Below are 18,163 nucleotides of genomic sequence, written 5' to 3'. Positions count from 1 at the left end.
TTAAATTACTAGAGGTTAGTCTTATTTTTTCTTCGGGCCTCTTTCCGACGACGGCGAATTTCACGGAAAAAGTTTTTTAACATTTGGCTACACTCATCCTCTAAAATACCAGAATGAACATTAACCTGATGATTTAAACGTGAATCACTTAGTAAATGGTATAAGCTATTAACTGCCCCTGCTTTCGGATCAGTGGCACCATAATAAACATTTTTTATCCGTGCATTGATAATGGCACCGCTACACATAATACACGGTTCTAACGTAACATATAAGTCGCAATCTTCTAAGCGCCAGCTCCCTAAATTTGTGCATGCTTCCATAATTGCAAGCATTTCTGCATGATAGGTAACATCTTGAAACTTTTCACGCATATTATGACCACATCCAATTACCTGTCCATCGTGGACAACAATCGCACCAATTGGTACTTCATCTAAAATTCTGGCTTGTTTTGCTTCTGCAATCGCCATCTTCATAAACTTTTGTTGTTCAGATAATGATGAATTATTTTTTTTCATTCTTTTTCTCCAATTACTTAAAATTACCCTGCTTTTAAGTGTATAATAATAGACTGGTTTTTCAAATTAATTTTATTAATCACCTGCTTAGGCATTTTATCAAAAAAAGTTTCACAGATGTCAATCGCCAGTTCAAGTACTATATATTGTGTTTCACTATTCCGCAAGCACGAAATATAGTGTTTTTTAATTGATTTTTTCTGATTCACCGTTATACTAGAAAACATCGACTAATCGTTTAGGAGGCCTCGTGAAGATGGTAACTGTATTTTCAAAAAATAATTGTATCCAATGCAAAATGACAAAACGTTTCCTTGAACAGCACAAAATTTCATTTATTGAACACAACATCGATGAACAACCAGAATACATATCGCAACTTAAGTCAGAGGGTTTTATGGCGACTCCAGTTGTAAAGCTTCCTAACGGTCAAGCTTTTTCTGGCTTTCGTCCTGATCAATTAAACCAACTTGCCTAAGTTTAAATAAACTAATATTTTGCCAGGCATCAATTCGCTATTGGTGCGCTGGCTTCTTTATTGACATAATCAAATTTATTCAGAAAGTGAGTTATTAAAATGGCGTTATCCGATATCGATATGACCAAAGTTAAATATTACGATTATAACAACGAAGTAAATATCCCTAAAAACGGACAAATTCAACTAGATAAAGATAAATTGGCTTTAGAAGACTTTATCAAAAATAATGTTGAGCCAAATACCAAAAACTTTTCTTCATTAAAGGAACGTTTTCAATGGTTAGAAGAAAATGATTATATTGAAGAAGGATTTATGAATAAATATAGTGAAGCATTCATTGAAAAGCTTTACGAATATTTAAAAGCACAAAACTTCCACTTCCATTCTTTTATGGCTGCTTATAAGTTTTATGCTCAATATGCCTTACGAACAAATGATAAAGAGTACTACCTTGAAAACTATATCGATCGGGTCGCAATGAATGCTCTTTACCTCGCTAATGGTGATGAAGAGTTAGCAATGCAACTTGCTGATGAAATCATCCACCAACGTTATCAACCCGCGACCCCAACCTTCCTCAATGTTGGACGTAAACGTCGAGGAGAATTTGTTTCTTGCTTTGCGATTCAAACAACGGACGACATGAACACCATTGGCCGAACAATCAATTCAGCCCTCCAACTTTCTAAAATTGGTGGTGGTGTTGGAATCAATTTAAGCAACCTTCGTGAAGCCGGCGCACCAATCAAGAAAATTCAAGGTGCTGCTAGTGGAGTTGTTCCTGTAATGAAGCTCTTAGAAGATAGTTTTTCCTATTCTAATCAGCTTGGACAGCGACAGGGAGCTGGAGTTGTTTACCTAAGCGTCTTCCATCCAGATATTATTGAATTCTTAGGGGCTAAAAAGGAGAACGCTGATGAAAAGATTCGTTTAAAGACCCTTTCACTAGGCATTACGGTTCCTGATAAGTTTTATGAATTAGTAGAACAAAATGCTGATATGTACTTGTTTAGTCCCTATGATATTGAACGAGTATATGGGATGCCATTCTCCTATGTCGATATCACAAAAGAATACGATAATTTAGTGGCAAACGATGATATTCGCAAGAAGAAAGTTAATGCCCGTGACTTAGAAGATGAAATCAGCAAACTCCAACAAGAATCAGGCTATCCTTACATTATCAACATTGATACAGAAAACCGGGATAATCCGATTAATGGAAAAATCGTGATGAGTAATTTATGTTCAGAGATTGCTCAAGTACAAGTACCAGCTCGTGTAAATGATGATCAATCATACTCAGAAATGGGAATTGATATCAGTTGTAATCTTGGTTCAACCAATATTGCTAACATGATGGAAAGCCCTGACTTCGGTAAATCAATTAAGGCAATGATGCGGGGACTAACCCGAATCAGTGACGTAGAAGACCTAGATGTTGTTCCAACTATTCAAAACGGAAATCGGCTTGCCCATTCAGTTGGTTTGGGGGCAATGGGATTGCATAGCTATCTCGCTAAGCACCATATTCAATACGGAAGTCCGGTTGCAATTGAATTTACAGGTGTTTACTTTATGCTTTTAAACTATTGGTCATTGGTGGCATCAAATGAAATTGCCAAAGAGCGACAGGAAACTTTCCATGATTTTGAGAATAGTAAATATGCGGATGGTTCTTATTTTGAAAAATATGTCACTAAGGATTGGGGCCCACAATCTGATGTTGTTAAAGGCCTTTTTGAAGGTATTTTTATCCCTGGAATTGAAGATTGGAAGAAATTGAAAGAAAAGGTGATGAAAGACGGTCTTTATAATCAATATCGTCTTGCTGTAGCGCCAAATGGTTCAACTTCTTACATTAATGACTCAACTGCTAGTCTGCATCCAATCATTAATCGTGTTGAAGAACGGCAGGAAAAGATGATCGGTAAAATTTATTATCCTGCTCCATACCTTTCAAACGATACAATGCCCTACTATCGTTCAGCTTACGATATGGATATGCGAAAGGTCATTGATACATATGCAGCTGCACAACAGCACATCGATCAATCCCTTTCAATGACCCTCTTTATGCGATCAACAATTCCTGCAGGCCTTTATGAATGGAAGAATGGACGTACAGATAAAATGACTACCCGTGATTTAAATATCTTACGGCACTATGCCTACAAACGCGGTATCAAGTCAATTTACTACATTCGAACATTTACTGATGATAGCGGTGAAATTGGCGCAAACCAATGTGAAAGCTGTGTTATCTAAGCCTAATCAGAATTTGATTTAAACGTTGGGCGCTGGTAAACTTGTTATTATGTATACAAATGGCTTTTGGTATCTTAATTTATTAAAAGCAACGTATTTGGAGGAGCTCAATCAATGAAACTGGAAGAATTTAAACCTGTAAATCAATATAAAGCAATCAACTGGAATGAAGTTTCCGACATGATCGATAAAGCTACCTGGGAAAAGCTAACAGAACAGTTCTGGCTTGATACCCGGATTCCTGTTGCCAATGATATGGATGATTGGCGTGAATTAGATGATGATCATCAATGGACTGTCGGACATGTTTTTGGTGGTCTAACCCTTCTAGATACTGTCCAATCAGAAGCAGGATTAACTGCCCTTAAAGAAGATGTTAAAACTCCTCATGAAACAGCTGTTCTTAACAACATCCAATTTATGGAATCAGTTCACGCTAAAAGTTACTCAACTATTTTCTCTACTCTTAATACCCCAGATCAAATCAAAGAAATCTTTGAATGGTCCGATACTGAAGAATATTTGCAAAACAAGGCTGTCAAAATTGCAAATATGTATCTTGATCCAAGTCAAGATCCACTAAAAAAGAAAGTAGCCAACGTTTTCCTTGAAACTTTCTTATTCTATTCTGGTTTCTACACTCCCCTTTATTATCTTGGTCACAATAAGTTAAATAACGTGGCCGAAATCATTAAGCTAATTTTACGGGATGAATCAGTTCACGGGACATATATTGGATACAAATTCCAAGTCGGATTGCGTGATCGAACGGAAAAACAACAACAAGATATGAAGGATTGGATGTATAATTTCCTTTATGAACTATATGATAATGAAGAAAAATATACTCATCTCCTTTACGATCAAGTTGGTTGGACAGATGATGTTTTGACTTTCATTCGTTATAACGCTAATAAGGCTTTGATGAACCTTGGTCAAGACCCATTATTCCCTGATACTGCTTCTGACGTTAACCCTGTTGTTATGAATGGTATCTCTACTTCAACTTCAAATCATGATTTTTTTAGCCAAGTCGGTAATGGATATCGTATGGGAGCCGTTGAGGCAATGAATGATAGCGATTATGACGTTAAAGATCCAAATGCAGGTAAAGATCTCAATGCCCGCGATTAATAAAAAAGTCACCTTTTTTGGTGGCTTTTTTATTATTCTCAACAATAATCTTCCAGCGATTAGTTAATTTAATAACTATCTAAATTCAATCAATATATTATACTTTATATTCATTTTGTGAAATACATTTCAATCGATGATGGTTATCGAATCTATTACCTCTTAGCCTTAAAAATAATACCAATGTTTTTTCTTACTATATAAGTATTATAAAGACAACGTTGTAAGCGAATTCAAAAAATCAACCATTGTTTAAACTTTCACAAAAGTATTTACAAAGCAAAAAAACGTAGTAATATTATACATGTTCAAAGGTTAACAAAGAAAAGAATTGAAAAAGGAGATTTCAATTATGCCCGCTAACAACAAAAAACAAGTTGAAAAGAACGTATTAACTGAAGAAGAAAAAAAGCAAAATGCGCAAAACTTAGTTGATGACTTAATTGCCAAAAGTGAAGCTGCTTTTGAACAATTACGTTATTACTCACAGGAACAAGTCGACAAAATTTGTCAAGCAATGGCACTTGCTGCTGAAGAACACCACATGGACCTAGCAGTCGATGCTGCTGAAGAAACAGGTCGTGGTGTTGCCGAAGATAAGGCAATTAAAAACATCTACGCAAGTGAATATATTTGGAACAACATCCGTCATGACAAGACTGTTGGTATTATCAAGGATAATGACGAAGACCAAACAATCACGATTGCTGATCCTCTTGGTATCATTGCTGGAATTGTTCCAGTTACTAACCCTACTTCAACTACCATTTTCAAATCAATTATTAGTGCTAAGACGCGGAATACAATTATCTTCTCTTTCCACCGTCAAGCCATGAAATCATCCATTAAGACTGCTAAAATTCTCCAAGAAGCAGCTGAAAAAGCGGGAGCCCCAAAGAACATGATTCAATGGCTTCCTGAAAGTACTCGGGAAAACACCACTGCATTATTGCAACACCCAAAGACTGCTACTATTCTTGCAACTGGTGGTCCATCCCTTGTTAAAGCTGCTTACAGTTCCGGTAATCCTGCCCTTGGTGTTGGTCCTGGTAACGGTCCAGCCTACATTGAAAAGACTGCTAACATTGAACGGTCAGTTTACGACATCGTTCTTTCCAAAACATTTGATAACGGAATGATTTGTGCTACTGAGAACTCAATTGTTGTTGATGAAGAAATTTACGATAAGGTTAAGGAAGAATTTAAGAAGTGGAACTGTTACTTCTTAAAGCCTGATGAAATTGATAAGTTTACTGATGGCTTTATTGATCCAGACCGTCACCAAGTTCGTGGTCCAATTGCTGGTCGTTCTGCCAATGCCATCGCTGATATGTGTGGAATTAAAATTCCTGAAAATACTAAGGTGATTATTGCTGAATATGAAGGTGTTGGTGACAAGTACCCACTTTCAGCCGAAAAACTTTCACCAGTATTGACAATGTACAAGGCAACTTCTCACGAAAACGCCTTTGACATCTGTGCCCAATTATTACACTACGGTGGTGAAGGACATACTGCTGCCATCCACACCCTTGATGATGACTTAGCTACTAAGTACGGTCTTGAGATGCGTGCTTCCCGGATTATCGTTAACTCCCCATCTGGTATTGGTGGTATTGGTAATATCTACAACAATATGACCCCATCCCTTACTTTAGGTACAGGCTCATATGGTGGTAACTCCATTTCACACAACGTTACTGATTGGGACCTCTTAAACATCAAAACAATTGCTAAGCGGCGTGAAAATCGTCAATGGGTTAAGATCCCCCCAAAAGTATACTTTCAACGCAACTCACTAAAAGAATTGCAAGATATCCCAAACATTAACCGGGCATTCATCGTTACCGGTCCAGGAATGAGCAAACGGGGTTACGTTCAACGCGTCATTGATCAATTACGTCAACGGCAAAATGACACTGCCTTCTTAGTATTTGATGATGTTGAAGAAGACCCATCAACAAACACCGTTGAAAAAGGTGTTGCCATGATGAACGATTTCAAGCCGGACACAATTATTGCCCTCGGTGGTGGTTCACCAATGGATGCTGCCAAGGCAATGTGGATGTTCTATGAGCACCCAGAAACATCATGGTACGGTGTTATGCAAAAGTACCTTGATATCCGTAAGCGTGCTTACCAAATCAAGAAGCCTACTAAGTCACAACTTATCGGTATTCCTACTACGTCTGGTACTGGTTCAGAAGTTACCCCATTCGCGGTTATCACTGATTCCAAGACTCATGTTAAATACCCACTTGCTGACTATGCACTTACACCAAATATTGCGATTGTTGACTCCCAATTTGTTGAAACAGTCCCACCAAAGACTACTGCTTACACGGGTTTAGACGTTCTCTGCCACGCCACTGAATCATATGTTTCAGTTATGGCAACTGATTACACTCGTGGTTGGTCACTACAAACAATCAAGGGAGCAATGGAATACCTTCCTAAGTCTGTTCAGGGTGACAAGCTTGCCCGACGGAAGATGCACGACTTCTCAACAATGGCCGGAATGGCATTTGGTCAAGCCTTCTTAGGAATTAACCACTCCCTTGCCCACAAGATGGGGGGAGCATTCGGCCTTCCTCACGGTTTACTGATCGCAATCGCAATGCCACAAGTAATTCGCTTTAACGCTAAACGGCCACAAAAGCTTGCTCTTTGGCCACACTACGAAACTTACCATGCAACTAAGGACTACGCTGACATTGCTCGCTTTATCGGTCTTAAAGGTGATACTGATGAAGAACTCGCTGAAGCATATGCTAAGAAGTACATCGAAGTTGCTCACCAATGTGGTGTTAAGTTAAGCTTAAAGGCTAATGGGGTTAGTCGCGAAGAGTTTGACAAGGTTGTCGACAAGCTTGCCGTTCTCGCCTACGAAGATCAATGTACTACTACTAACCCAGTTGAGCCACTCGTAAGTCAACTAAAGGAATTACTTGAACGTTGCTACGATGGTACTGGCGTTGAAGAAAAATAATCCAGCGCATAATTAAAAATTAAGACTTTTCTCCTATTAAAAAGCCCCTTGATATCTAACTACCTAGATGTCGAGGGGCTTTTATTGATCTTAGTCTACTTAATTTACTTCATTATCACCAGATTGCGTTATTAAGCGGAGCACATTTTCTGCATCATCATTTTGATGCAATGATTCTTCACCTTTATCTTCACCGTTAAGCTCATTATCACCTGCATCAGTCTTTAGGAAATAACCATCGACAGTCGTGTTTGTGATTGTATTATCACCAGACTGATTATTAACAGTATAGTGTCCTTGAACTATTAAATTATGTCCTGTAAAGTTACCCGACGAAAGTTTTGTACTTCCACCGCGTAATGTAACTTGACGATATTCAACCTCGCCTGCGCCACTATTAACATCAATATTGTCCATTTTAACTTTAGAAGCTGTTAGATCACCACTTTCTAAATGAATGCGCCCAGCTAAGGCTTGATCATGCGGGATAGTCACAATGATTAAATCTTGGTGGGGCTGATAATCATTAAAGTTAAAGACAAGCGGAAAGCCACCAGTTTGGCGAATTGAAGCAACGTTATTATGAACAGTTACGGCCGGAGAGTGCTTACTAATGCCAGAATAAGTAATCTGATAATTCTTGCCTTCATGAACTACTACATTAGCCGTCGATGCTGATATATCAATCCGTTCAAAAGCTTTATTAGTACTTATCGTTTTAGTGTGAGAATGAAAAATTGCTGGACGATTGTTCTCAAAATAAACAGCCTTGTTACCATTATTAAAGAAGCCTATTCCAAGGAGAATTACTCCTAAGATTAAAACAATTAATCCTACCTTAAACGTTTTTTTCATTTACTTTTTCCTCCTTGCCTGCACTTTTGCATAAATGAATTTAGCAAAATTTGCAATCCCTTGAACAATAACTCTGATTAACCAGTAAATTAAAGGTAAACAAACAAGGAATAAGCCGATGAGGGTCACTCCTAAGCCAAAATAAAATAGTCCGCTAAACAAGTTTGTTGCAATTAAACCAATTCCAATATAAATAGATACGATCGCTATGGCAGCAACCCCAAAGATTAAAGCAACTATTCCAACAATCAAACTTAAGGCGACTCCCCCGGCTGCCAATAGTAGTGCTAGTAAGGCAATTCCTAGTCCAAAAGTTATCGGTGATGTAATAATCGCTACTAGTACCCACCAAAATACGCGCCAACTAGAATGAGGCGAAGCAGGGTGTCCTTCTTTGATTGACTCATTATTCGCTTTAATTGAATAATCGGCTAATATCTTATGGCTTAACTGTCGTGGTGTGCCTAACCTTTCCTCAATTGCTGTTCGGGTTTCTAGTCCAGCATCTGCAATATACTCATCATAAAATTCTAAGGCATCATTTCGTTCTTCATCAGTCAATTGTCTTAAATATATTGATAAATCATTGATGTATTTTTGACGTTCATTCATCTTTATCTTCTCCCTCACCTAACCCATAAAAAATACCATCTAAACTATTTTTATAATCATTCCATAACTTACGAATACGTTGTAAGTGTTCCTTGCCGGCCTCTGTAATTTGATAATAACGGCGATTGCGTCCCTGATAAGGCTGATCATAAGTTGTTAAATAGCCATCTTTCTTTAACCGGCGTAAAACAGGATACATTGTTGATTCGGAAATGGTAATAGCTGATTGCATTCGCTGGGTTAGGGCATACCCATAATAATCTTTGTGTTCAAGAATTGCTAAGACCATCCCATCGAGTAAGTCTGCTGTAATTTGAATCTTCATTCTATCCCTCCTTTTTAATCAGTAATATTATATGGAATATAATATAATAGTTGGATATAGTATACAAGTATTATTTAAAAATAAATTAAATCTCCTTATGTCATCTCATAAAAGCCCTAAGCATTTAATTCTGTTTGATATAATCATAATTGAAGTTGTTCCCCTCTAGAGCTAGAAGGAGGCCTATTTTATGTTAAAAGAATTCAAAACATTCATTGCCCGCGGTAACGTTATTGACATGGCAGTTGGGATAATTGTCGGTGCAGCTTTTACATCAATCGTAAAATCATTAGTTAATAACCTTATCAACCCCCTTATTGGCCTATTTATTGGTCGAATTGACTTATCTAACCTTGTCTTGACAGTCGGCGACGCTCAGTTTAAATACGGAAGTTTTCTTAATGCGGTCATTAATTTCCTAATTATTTCCTTTGTCGTTTTCTTAATGGTAAAGGCAATCAACACTTTCCGCAAAAAAGAAGACAAAAAAACAGAGACTCCAAGTGAAGAAGTTATGTATCTCAAAGAAATTGCTGAACTTCTAAAAAAGAATAAAGAATAATAAAAATGCTGGTTAAAAGTTTTTAATCAGCATTTTTATTATTGTATAATATTTTTATTTTTATACCTTATTATTGGAATTGAATTTATATACTTGTTACTATTATGGTAGGACAACAAAAGAGGTGATGATTATGTTTAAAAAGAAAAATTGTCCTACGTCAAATAGCCAAAAAAATGCAACAAACGCATACCAAAAAGGTTATGATCAGGCAGTTAAGGATTATAAGGCACTAGAACCTTTCCGGAAGTATCCACAACGCATTATTAATGTCACCAATAAGTTTATTAAAGGTAAGATGCATGCTATTCGTGACTATGTTGACGGATATGAAGATGCCAAGCAACAACTTTCCCAAAAATAGTAAGCATTGCCAATTATTGTAAATAACTTCAATTGCTAACCACACCGTGTAATACTTTTTTTCGAATGTTGCTATTCATCAGTTCCGCGTTTATTACCGTTTACCTAGGCCCTAAGGAGGGATATCTCATGTTATTTAATGTTATTTTTTGGATCTTAGCTATTTGGTTTGTTATTAATGTTATTTGGATGTGGTTCCAACTTAATAATCAAATACTACAAAAGACTTTCGCTTGGATCAATGTTTGTGCAATTATTATCGGTTTCTGGGTTTATTATGGTGTATCACACGATGCAAGCGCAATCAACGGTTGGTTTATTGCTATGAACTGGGTTAACATTGCGATCGCCGCTATTCAATTCTACTTTGGTTACCGCACAAGTGACGATAGTACTACTCACCCTGCAAAGTAGTACTATTGACCTTTTTGAACTTTCTTATTTTTAAGATTTTTTGCACACATTATAAAATAGCTCCTCATTATTAAATAGTAGGGGCTATTTTCGTATTATAAAGGAATATCTTATATGGAACCCAAACAAAAAAAGAGTTACGAAAAATTACTTCTCGTAACTCTTTTTTATTTAATAATTTAAGACTACTTAAGGGTAACAGTAGCACCAGCGGCTTCAAGTTTTTCCTTGATGTCGTTAGCTTCGTCTTCCTTAACGTCTTCCTTGATAGCTGATGGAGCACCATCAACAAGGTCCTTAGCGTCCTTAAGGCCCAGACCAGTAATGTCCTTAACAGCCTTAATAACCTTAACCTTAGCTGAACCTGGTTCAGTTAATTCTACAGTGAAGCTGTCCTTAGCAGCAGCATCGCCACCAGCAGCACCTGCAACTGCAACTGGAGCAGCAGCAGAAACGTCGAATTCTTCTTCGATAGCCTTAACTAAGTCGTTAAGGTCAGAGATTGATGCTTCCTTTAATGAAGCAATGATAGCATCCTTATCAAAAGCCATGTTTATTTCCTCCAATATTTAGGTAATTAATTTTAATTTTATATTGTATTGATATACAGCAATTATGCGGCTTCGTCTTCCTTGTCGGCAATAGCCTTGACTGCGCGAGCAATCTTCCGCATTGGATCTTGCAATGCAGATGCAAGCATTGACAACAGTTCTTCGCGACCTGGCATATTTGCGTATTCGTTGATTTCGTCAAGAGTCTTAACACTCTTTTCGATGAAACCACCCTTGATTTCAAGAGCGTCGTGGTCATCAGCGAACTTCTTCAAGATCTTAGCTGGAGCAATTGGGTCTTCGTCAGAGAAGGCAACAGCAGTTGGTCCAACAAAAGTAGAACGAAGATCTTCGTAGTCAGTACCTTCAACAGCACGATCAAGAATCTTGTTCTTAATAACTGACATTTGGATACCAGCATCACGAAGTTGCTTACGTAAGTCAGTAACTTCCGCAACAGTTAAACCACGGTAATCTACAACGATAGCACTTTGAGCTGCATTAAGCATATCAGTAGTTTGCTTAACGATTTCAGCTTTCTTAGCAATAGCTGCTTCACTCATGAATTTTCACCTCCTGCAATGTTTTTTTGATCGGATTTATAAAAAAATCCCTATGACCGCAGACATAGAGAAGGAACTTTCATTTCTTCCTCGGCAGGCATTCGATTAAGGCTTTCGCCACCTGAGTCTTAGGCAGAGTCATATTTAATCAACTGTTACAGTTTAACATATTCTCTGAAGTTCTGTAAAGGGACTTTTTATAATTCTTTTTGAGTTGCTACCCATTTAGCAATAGCATCTAAAATTCGTTCGCTTGCATGCCCATCCCCATAAGGATTCTGTGCTTCACTCATCTTATTATATTCTTCAGGACTATTTAATAGGGACGATAACTCTTTCGTTACATTATTAAATTGCGTCCCAATCAATTTAAGAGTTCCAGCAGTTATCCCTTCCGGCCGCTCTGTAGTATCACGCAAAACTAGAACTGGTTTATGAAGTGCTGGTGCTTCCTCTTGAACCCCGCCCGAGTCACTCATCACAAGTAAAGACTTACTCATAATGTTATGGAAATCAACAACATCTAATGGCGAAATCAAATGAAAATGATTATCGTTTTCAAAAATTTTATTAGCAACCGCTTGAACTTTAGGATTCAGATGAACCGGGTAAATAATGTCAATATCATTCCGTTGATCCACAATCTCTTTAATCGCCTTAAAGGTTTCTTCCATCGGTTTACCCCAATTTTCTCGCCGATGCATAGTAAGTAAAATAATCTTCTTGTCGGGATCAATTTCGTCTAATACTTGGTGATGATACGAATGATCAATCGTATACCGCAAAGCATCGATGGCAGTATTTTCCGTCACTATAATTCCATGCAGATGATTTCCCATTTTGAGATTGTTAGCACTTGTTTGGGTGGGAGCGAAATATAAATCAGCAAGATCATCAATCATTTGCCGGTTCATCTCTTCTGGATAAGGCGAATATTTATCCCATGTTCGCAAACCAGCTTCGACATGACCAATAGCAACCTGATTATAAAAGGCAACCAAAGCTGATGCGTAGGCAGAACTAGTATCGCCATGAACCAGCACAATATCCGGTTGCTCTTTTTGAATGATCGGCTCAAGCTTTGTCATCGTTTTAATTGTAATTTTCGTCAATGTTTGTCCAGGACGCATTATTTTTAAATCATAATCAGGGGTTATTTGAAAAACAGCTAAAACCTGTTGAAGCATTTCAGCATGCTGACCAGTTGAAACAACTATTGATGAAAAGCGATCATCATGCTCCAGAGCCTTGACCACTGGACCCATTTTAATTCCCTCTGGCCGAGTTCCAAATACCGTCATTACTTTTACCTTTCTCATCATATCTCCTCGCTATTCAAGAAACGTTTTTTCCATGTTCCGTTTTTATCCACGAATTTTGGCGAAAACTCCACCGCCAATAAGCCATTATAATGCTAAAAAATAAGATAACATACATATAGGAAATTCCAAGCGGTAATAAGGCCAATTGGTGCTTTTTTAAAGGAGGTTCATGATAGACGACTAAATCATGGTAGTAAAATATCCCAAATATTATTCCCCAAAATAACGAAAAAGCTATTAAGCCAACCATCATTAATGAAAAGGTCATAAGAGTCAAGTGACCATAAAGATCGTGCCAATGAGTAAGGGTAATCGTCGTTAAAATAATAATCGCAACATCCGCAAGAAAATTGAGCCATGGTTGAAACAGGAAATAATATATGCCAAGTTTCTGCGTCCTGCTTAAAATGCGACTTTTAATAATCTGGGGAAGATACTTAAGACAATTTAAATCGCCTTGTACCCACCGGCTTCGTTGCCGAATAAACCTTTTTGGAGACGTTAATGCTTCCGGGTAAACATACGTATCTGTCATATAATCAACATGCAATTTTTTCAACATCATTTTTATCGTTAATTCGTAGTCATCTAAGAGCGCATTGCCCCATGGATGCGCACCAATTTTATCAATAATTGGTGCAAGTCGGAAAAACTGGCCATTTCCACTTAAACCAACTGTTTTAGTATACATTCGCATAATTTGGGCCATATGATTAATACTAAAAAACTCAATATCTTGTAAAATCTGCAACCAATTTTTAAAATGTGGATACATTTTAACTCGCATTTGGGTAATATTCGTCCTTGGTGAGGAAAAATAGGCATTTAATCGCTGCAGGGCATTATCAGCTAATTGGGCATCTGCATCCACTACGCCAACAATAACCTTTTCAAAAGGAACCTGCTGACGAATAGCGCTCTGACAGATATAATCCAGGGCAAAATTTAATACGTCGCCCTTACCTGTATGGGCATTAGGAGTATACCGACGCAAAAGATGGACCCGTGAGTTAGTAATCTGCTTAATCTGACTAACTGAATCGTCACTACTACCACTATTTTAAATTGCTTAAATCCCAACAAGCATTTGATTGTTCGTTGAATAACTGCTGCTTCATTAAAGCATGGGACAATGACATAATATTGTAAATCACGGTCAATTTTTGCTGGTTGCTGGTTCCCTGCAAAGTGATAAAAGTCCCGAGGATATGAAATTACCCGAAATAAGAGACTAATCAACGAATAAAATAAAAATATAAACAGCGCGATCCCCCAAATAAGCGTAAAAACTATAATTACCATCTATAATTATCCCTTTTTCATATTTTGGTGGTAAATCAGCCAAAATAAGAGACTAGTTACAAAAGATGCTACAAACATTATTATTAAAGTAAAGATAACGGCTACTGCCATTTCTGTATTAGTGAAATCTATCATTGACATTATCAAAAACTCCTTTTCCCTTAAAAATTTTTGATAATGCTTATTCCTATCCCAATTAGATAGCCAGAAACCCGAATATTTAAAACTTTTCAGCAATTAATATAATTATAATCACAATTAACTCAAAGTACAGAGGAAGTTTATTAACACAATTCATTTTCGGTAATAAAAAAGAGACTACGGAAAATGCTCCATAGTCTCACAATCATTTAATTTTGTTTTTTATTAGGATTGTATTTATTAATGGCTGAAATAATTACTTATTAACTGCAGCTGTTAAGGCCGCTCCTAAACGTTTCAAACCAACTTCGATCTGGTCTTCTTTCATATTTGAATAGTTCAAACGGAAAGCACCAGGTTGAACTTCACCAGCAAAGAACGGATCACCTGGAACAAAGGCTACATCATGTTCAAGACATTCCTTAAATAACTCTACTGTATCATCAACACCAGGAACTTCTACCCACAAGAACATGCCACCTTCAGGATCCGTATATTTAACTCCTTCTGGGAAATACTTTTTAATTCCCTCAAGCATCAAATCTTTACGTTTGCCGTATAAAGCACTAATTTCTTTAACATGGGCATCCACATCGTTATCGGCAAAGAATTGGGCAACCGCGAATTGAGCTAAGTTATCTGTATGGAGATCAGCTGATTGCTTAAGAACCGTCAATTTATTAACTACATTTTTATCAGCAACCAACCATCCTAAACGAAATCCTGGGGCTAACGTCTTTGAAAATGTACTCATGTAAAGGACATGACCTGATTTATCAAATGACTTAACTGCTGGTACATGTTGGCCAGCAAAACGAATTTCACCATATGGATTATCTTCTAGTACATATACATCATATTTTTCTGCTAATTCAGCTAACTGCTTTCGTCGTTCTTCAGTCATTGTCCGTCCAGTTGGATTTTGGAAGTTTGGCACAGTATAGATGAGTTTGGTATTTGGATTAGCCTTTAGTGCTTCTTCTAAAGCATCCATCTTCATCCCATCTTCATCCATCTCAACACTCGCAAAATTAGCACCGTAAGAACGAAAAACATCTAAAGCACAGAGGTACGTTGGCTGTTCAACTAATACAGTATCACCCGGGTCAACAAATGCCTTGCCCACTAAATCTAAGGCTTGTTCTGATCCCGTTGTTACTAAAACATTGTCTAATTTGGAATCCACATCTTCCTTTTCCTTTACATGTTGTTGGATAACCTCACGTAAAGCTGTGACTCCCTTCGCTGCCCCATACTGCATCGCTTCTTGACCATGTTCTTCAAAAACCTTATCAACAGCAGCTTTCATTTCTTTAACAGGAAACAATTCGGGTGCCGGCAATCCCCCAGCAAATGAAATAATTTTAGGATCCGCCGCTGCTTGTAAAATTGCACCAACCGCATCCGTACCATCTGCTGGAACACGCTTTGAATATTTAAATTGTGTCATTGTCGTCACTCCTTAATTAATTTTAAACTCAAATGATAAAATCTAATTATTTTTTAATCTTTTTATCATTGATTAATAATATAGCACAACAAATCTCTATTGTGAAGTAAAAATTGAAACAAAAAAAGACTTTGAGCAAAAATCTCAAAGTCTTGTTAATTTTAATTAATTCAAATTAAAATGTAGTTAAATCAAGCGTAACACTTGGTCCAAACGTTGAAGAAATGGAAGCGTGCTTGATGTATGTTCCACGTACTGAAGCTGGACGAGCCTTAGCCACAATATCTTCTAAAGTAGCCAAGTTTTCAACTAACTTGTCAGTATCAAATGAAACCTTACCGAATGGTACAGCAACGTTACCATCACGGTCAGTCCGGTAAGTTACTTGACCAGCCTTGGCATCAGAAACAGCCTTGGCTACGTCCATCGTAACAGTACCAGTCTTAGGGTTTGGCATTAAGCCCTTAGGTCCAAGGACACGTCCTAAACGACCTACTTTAGGCATCATGTCTGGTGTTGCGATTGCAACATCAAAGTCAAGCCAACCGTCTTGAATCTTTTCTACTAAATCATCGTCGCCAACAAAGTCAGCACCAGCTTCTTGAGCAGCCTTAGCATTTTCACCATTAGCGAAAACAATAACTGTTTGATCCTTACCAGTACCGTTTGGTAAAACAACGGCACCACGTAATTGTTGGTCAGCTTGCTTTGTGTCAACATTTAAGTTAAATGCTACTTCGATAGTAGAGTCGAAGTTAGCGTAGGCAATATCTTTTACTAATTGGACAGCGTCTTTAACAGCGTATTCTTTCTTGCTGTCAACTTTCTTGAGCGCGTCTTGGTACTTCTTACCACGTTTTTTAGCCATCTTGTGTTTTCCTCCTTGCAAATGTGGTCTAGCGGAGTTATACCTCCCACGTGGGTGCACTATTTTCATAGTGCATCCCGACTGCTAGTAATTAGTCTTCAACAGTGAAGCCCATGCTACGAGCAGTACCTTCAATCATGCGCATAGCTGCTTCTACGTCAGCTGCGTTTAGATCTTGCATCTTAGTTTCAGCGATTTCCTTAACTTGGTCCTTCGTTACTGAAGCAACCTTGTTTGTGTTAGGTTCACCGGAACCATGTTCAACACCAGCGGCCTTCTTTAGTAAGACAGCAGCAGGTGGCGTCTTAGTAATGAAGTCGAATGAACGGTCCTCATATACAGTAATTACAACTGGGATCAACATACCCTTTTGGTCTGCAGTCCGTGCGTTGAATTCCTTAGTGAAGCCCATAATGTTAATACCTGCTTGTCCAAGTGCAGGACCTACTGGTGGAGCTGGTGTAGCGGCACCGGCAGGAATTTGCAACTTGACAATGTTAGCTACTTTCTTTGCCACGAGACAAAACCTCCTTAGTCCGTGTTGTGGTCATGATGAGGCAGTAAGTTTTACCTCTCCCACAGTATGTTAATAGCATACTTAGAAAACATACCACAATTCTCAATTTATTTCAATGATTTTTACTAACTAAAATGTATCAATCTGGTCGAAGCCTAATTCAGCAGCAGTTTCACGGCCGAACATTTCAACGGTTGCCTTAATCTTTTGCTTTTCGTGATCAACCTCTACAACCTTGGCAGTCATATTTGCAAAGGAGCCCGCAATAACTTTCACAGTATCGCCTTCCTTAACATCAATATCACTAACGGTTGTTTCAGTTCCCATCCGTTTCATAATCCGATCAACTTCTTCAGGAAGCAATGGGGTTGGTTTGGAACCACCACCGTGAGATCCTAAGAAACCAGTTACACCGGGAGTATTACGAGCAATGTACCAAGCTTGATCAGTCATTACCATTTCAACTAAAACATATCCTGGGAATGTCTTTTCAATTGTTTCTTTTGCTTGACCGTCCTTAACCTGGCGAACTTCTTCTTCAGGAACAACTACGCGAAAAATGTAGTCTTCCATTCCCATTGATTGAGCCCGTGATTCCAAGTTGCTCTTAACCCGGTTTTCGTAACCAGAGTAGGTATGGAGCACATACCAACGTTTTTCATGTGATTCCACGATGAATCCTCCTATCATAATTCAAATCATTTTTCAGTAAAATAAAAAACTTCGTAATAGCTACGAAGTTCCCTTAAATTTAGTATAACAAACTAATTTCTATTTGACTACTAATGTTAAACAAAGGTATCTGTCAAGTTTTCATAGGTAGCCTTTAAATATACAGTTTTAGTGGGTTAGTGCCTTAAAAAGTTGTCCCATTGGTCTACTTGTGGCCGTGTTAATCGGAATTATTCCTTGTACTGCTCCAATT

Annotated in this window: 20 protein-coding genes and 1 other annotated feature; of the genes, 7 read left to right on the top strand and 13 right to left on the bottom strand. The window is 37.8% G+C overall.

Annotation, left to right across the window (positions count from 1 at the left end; all coding sequences use genetic code 11):
• Nucleotides 1-8 precede the first annotated feature (8 nt).
• A complete protein-coding gene (gene tadA, locus CBG10_RS00780) occupies nucleotides 9-521 on the bottom strand; it encodes a tRNA adenosine(34) deaminase TadA (protein ID WP_094511345.1) in 513 nt (170 codons plus the stop codon).
• A gap of 256 nt (nucleotides 522-777) precedes the next feature.
• Here tadA and nrdH point away from each other — a divergent pair, with 256 nt between their 5' ends.
• The 4 genes from nrdH (at nucleotide 778) to adhE (ending at nucleotide 7,393) form a co-directional block, all read left to right on the top strand.
• On the top strand, nucleotides 778-999 hold the full coding sequence (gene nrdH, locus CBG10_RS00775; protein WP_003666324.1) for a glutaredoxin-like protein NrdH: 222 nt from the start codon (nucleotides 778-780) through the stop codon (nucleotides 997-999).
• 99 nt (nucleotides 1,000-1,098) lie between these two features.
• Nucleotides 1,099-3,270: a class 1b ribonucleoside-diphosphate reductase subunit alpha gene (gene nrdE, locus CBG10_RS00770; RefSeq protein WP_094502065.1), complete on the top strand. Its 2,172-nt coding sequence runs from the start codon at nucleotides 1,099-1,101 to the stop codon at nucleotides 3,268-3,270.
• 114 nt (nucleotides 3,271-3,384) lie between these two features.
• Nucleotides 3,385-4,404 (top strand): class 1b ribonucleoside-diphosphate reductase subunit beta, encoded by a 1,020-nt coding sequence (gene nrdF / locus CBG10_RS00765; protein WP_094502067.1) that lies wholly within the window; start codon nucleotides 3,385-3,387, stop codon nucleotides 4,402-4,404.
• A gap of 352 nt (nucleotides 4,405-4,756) precedes the next feature.
• Nucleotides 4,757-7,393, top strand: a complete 2,637-nt coding sequence (adhE, locus tag CBG10_RS00760; protein ID WP_094507826.1) for a bifunctional acetaldehyde-CoA/alcohol dehydrogenase — start codon at nucleotides 4,757-4,759, stop codon at nucleotides 7,391-7,393.
• A 99-nt stretch (nucleotides 7,394-7,492) separates the two neighbouring features.
• On the opposite strand, the gene CBG10_RS00755 is transcribed toward adhE, so the two are convergent.
• Genes CBG10_RS00755 through CBG10_RS00745 form a run of 3 tightly spaced genes read right to left on the bottom strand, consistent with a single transcriptional unit; the run spans nucleotide 7,493 to nucleotide 9,185 of the window.
• Entirely contained in the window at nucleotides 7,493-8,248 is a 756-nt protein-coding gene (locus tag CBG10_RS00755; RefSeq protein WP_094502071.1) for a DUF4097 family beta strand repeat-containing protein, read from the bottom strand.
• Nucleotides 8,249-8,860: a DUF1700 domain-containing protein gene (locus CBG10_RS00750; protein ID WP_003676338.1), complete on the bottom strand. Its 612-nt coding sequence runs from the start codon at nucleotides 8,858-8,860 to the stop codon at nucleotides 8,249-8,251. It abuts the gene before it with no gap.
• Nucleotides 8,853-9,185 carry a PadR family transcriptional regulator gene (locus tag CBG10_RS00745; protein WP_003666314.1) on the bottom strand — a complete coding sequence of 111 codons (333 nt, stop codon included), beginning with the start codon at nucleotides 9,183-9,185 and terminating at the stop codon, nucleotides 8,853-8,855. Before CBG10_RS00745 ends, CBG10_RS00750 begins: the two co-directional genes overlap by 8 nt.
• 190 nt (nucleotides 9,186-9,375) lie before the next feature.
• On the opposite strand from CBG10_RS00745, the gene mscL reads away from it, so the two are divergent.
• The 3 genes from mscL (at nucleotide 9,376) to CBG10_RS00730 (ending at nucleotide 10,524) form a co-directional block, all read left to right on the top strand.
• Complete coding sequence (mscL, locus tag CBG10_RS00740) at nucleotides 9,376-9,747, top strand: large-conductance mechanosensitive channel protein MscL (RefSeq protein WP_003666313.1); 372 nt, start codon at nucleotides 9,376-9,378, stop codon at nucleotides 9,745-9,747.
• A gap of 133 nt (nucleotides 9,748-9,880) precedes the next feature.
• Nucleotides 9,881-10,111 (top strand): hypothetical protein, encoded by a 231-nt coding sequence (locus CBG10_RS00735; protein ID WP_094511343.1) that lies wholly within the window; start codon nucleotides 9,881-9,883, stop codon nucleotides 10,109-10,111.
• A gap of 128 nt (nucleotides 10,112-10,239) precedes the next feature.
• Complete coding sequence (locus CBG10_RS00730; RefSeq protein ID WP_094502073.1) at nucleotides 10,240-10,524, top strand: hypothetical protein; 285 nt, start codon at nucleotides 10,240-10,242, stop codon at nucleotides 10,522-10,524.
• Between the two features lie 185 nt (nucleotides 10,525-10,709).
• Here the strand turns inward: CBG10_RS00730 and rplL are convergent, their stop codons facing one another.
• The 9 genes from rplL to nusG form a co-directional block, all read right to left on the bottom strand.
• The gene (rplL, locus tag CBG10_RS00725) at nucleotides 10,710-11,075 is read right to left on the bottom strand and encodes a 50S ribosomal protein L7/L12 (RefSeq protein WP_003666310.1); all 366 of its coding nucleotides are present in this window, start codon (nucleotides 11,073-11,075) and stop codon (nucleotides 10,710-10,712) included.
• 62 nt (nucleotides 11,076-11,137) lie between these two features.
• Entirely contained in the window at nucleotides 11,138-11,638 is a 501-nt protein-coding gene (rplJ, locus tag CBG10_RS00720; RefSeq protein WP_003666309.1) for a 50S ribosomal protein L10, read from the bottom strand.
• Between the two features lie 32 nt (nucleotides 11,639-11,670).
• Nucleotides 11,671-11,789: a sequence feature (ribosomal protein L10 leader region), on the bottom strand.
• A 46-nt stretch (nucleotides 11,790-11,835) separates the two neighbouring features.
• Nucleotides 11,836-12,957 (bottom strand): non-hydrolyzing UDP-N-acetylglucosamine 2-epimerase, encoded by a 1,122-nt coding sequence (gene wecB, locus CBG10_RS00715; protein ID WP_094511341.1) that lies wholly within the window; start codon nucleotides 12,955-12,957, stop codon nucleotides 11,836-11,838.
• Nucleotides 12,958-12,973: 16 nt separating this feature from the next.
• A complete protein-coding gene (locus tag CBG10_RS00710; protein ID WP_263851429.1) occupies nucleotides 12,974-13,954 on the bottom strand; it encodes a glycosyltransferase family 2 protein in 981 nt (326 codons plus the stop codon).
• A gap of 314 nt (nucleotides 13,955-14,268) precedes the next feature.
• Nucleotides 14,269-14,403 carry a hypothetical protein gene (locus CBG10_RS11645; protein ID WP_257525234.1) on the bottom strand — a complete coding sequence of 45 codons (135 nt, stop codon included), beginning with the start codon at nucleotides 14,401-14,403 and terminating at the stop codon, nucleotides 14,269-14,271.
• 256 nt (nucleotides 14,404-14,659) lie between these two features.
• Nucleotides 14,660-15,853: an aminotransferase-like domain-containing protein gene (locus CBG10_RS00705; protein ID WP_003666302.1), complete on the bottom strand. Its 1,194-nt coding sequence runs from the start codon at nucleotides 15,851-15,853 to the stop codon at nucleotides 14,660-14,662.
• 175 nt (nucleotides 15,854-16,028) lie between these two features.
• The gene (rplA, locus tag CBG10_RS00700; RefSeq protein WP_003666300.1) at nucleotides 16,029-16,721 is read right to left on the bottom strand and encodes a 50S ribosomal protein L1; all 693 of its coding nucleotides are present in this window, start codon (nucleotides 16,719-16,721) and stop codon (nucleotides 16,029-16,031) included.
• 91 nt (nucleotides 16,722-16,812) lie between these two features.
• Entirely contained in the window at nucleotides 16,813-17,238 is a 426-nt protein-coding gene (gene rplK, locus CBG10_RS00695; RefSeq protein WP_003666299.1) for a 50S ribosomal protein L11, read from the bottom strand.
• A 129-nt stretch (nucleotides 17,239-17,367) separates the two neighbouring features.
• Nucleotides 17,368-17,910 (bottom strand): transcription termination/antitermination protein NusG, encoded by a 543-nt coding sequence (gene nusG / locus CBG10_RS00690; protein WP_003666296.1) that lies wholly within the window; start codon nucleotides 17,908-17,910, stop codon nucleotides 17,368-17,370.
• Nucleotides 17,911-18,163: the final 253 nt, after the last annotated feature.

Origin of the sequence: Limosilactobacillus reuteri, from assembly GCF_002254085.1 — a bacterium.
Taxonomy (GTDB): domain Bacteria; phylum Bacillota; class Bacilli; order Lactobacillales; family Lactobacillaceae; genus Limosilactobacillus; species Limosilactobacillus reuteri_K.
This window is presented reverse-complemented; position numbering and strand designations above follow the sequence as displayed.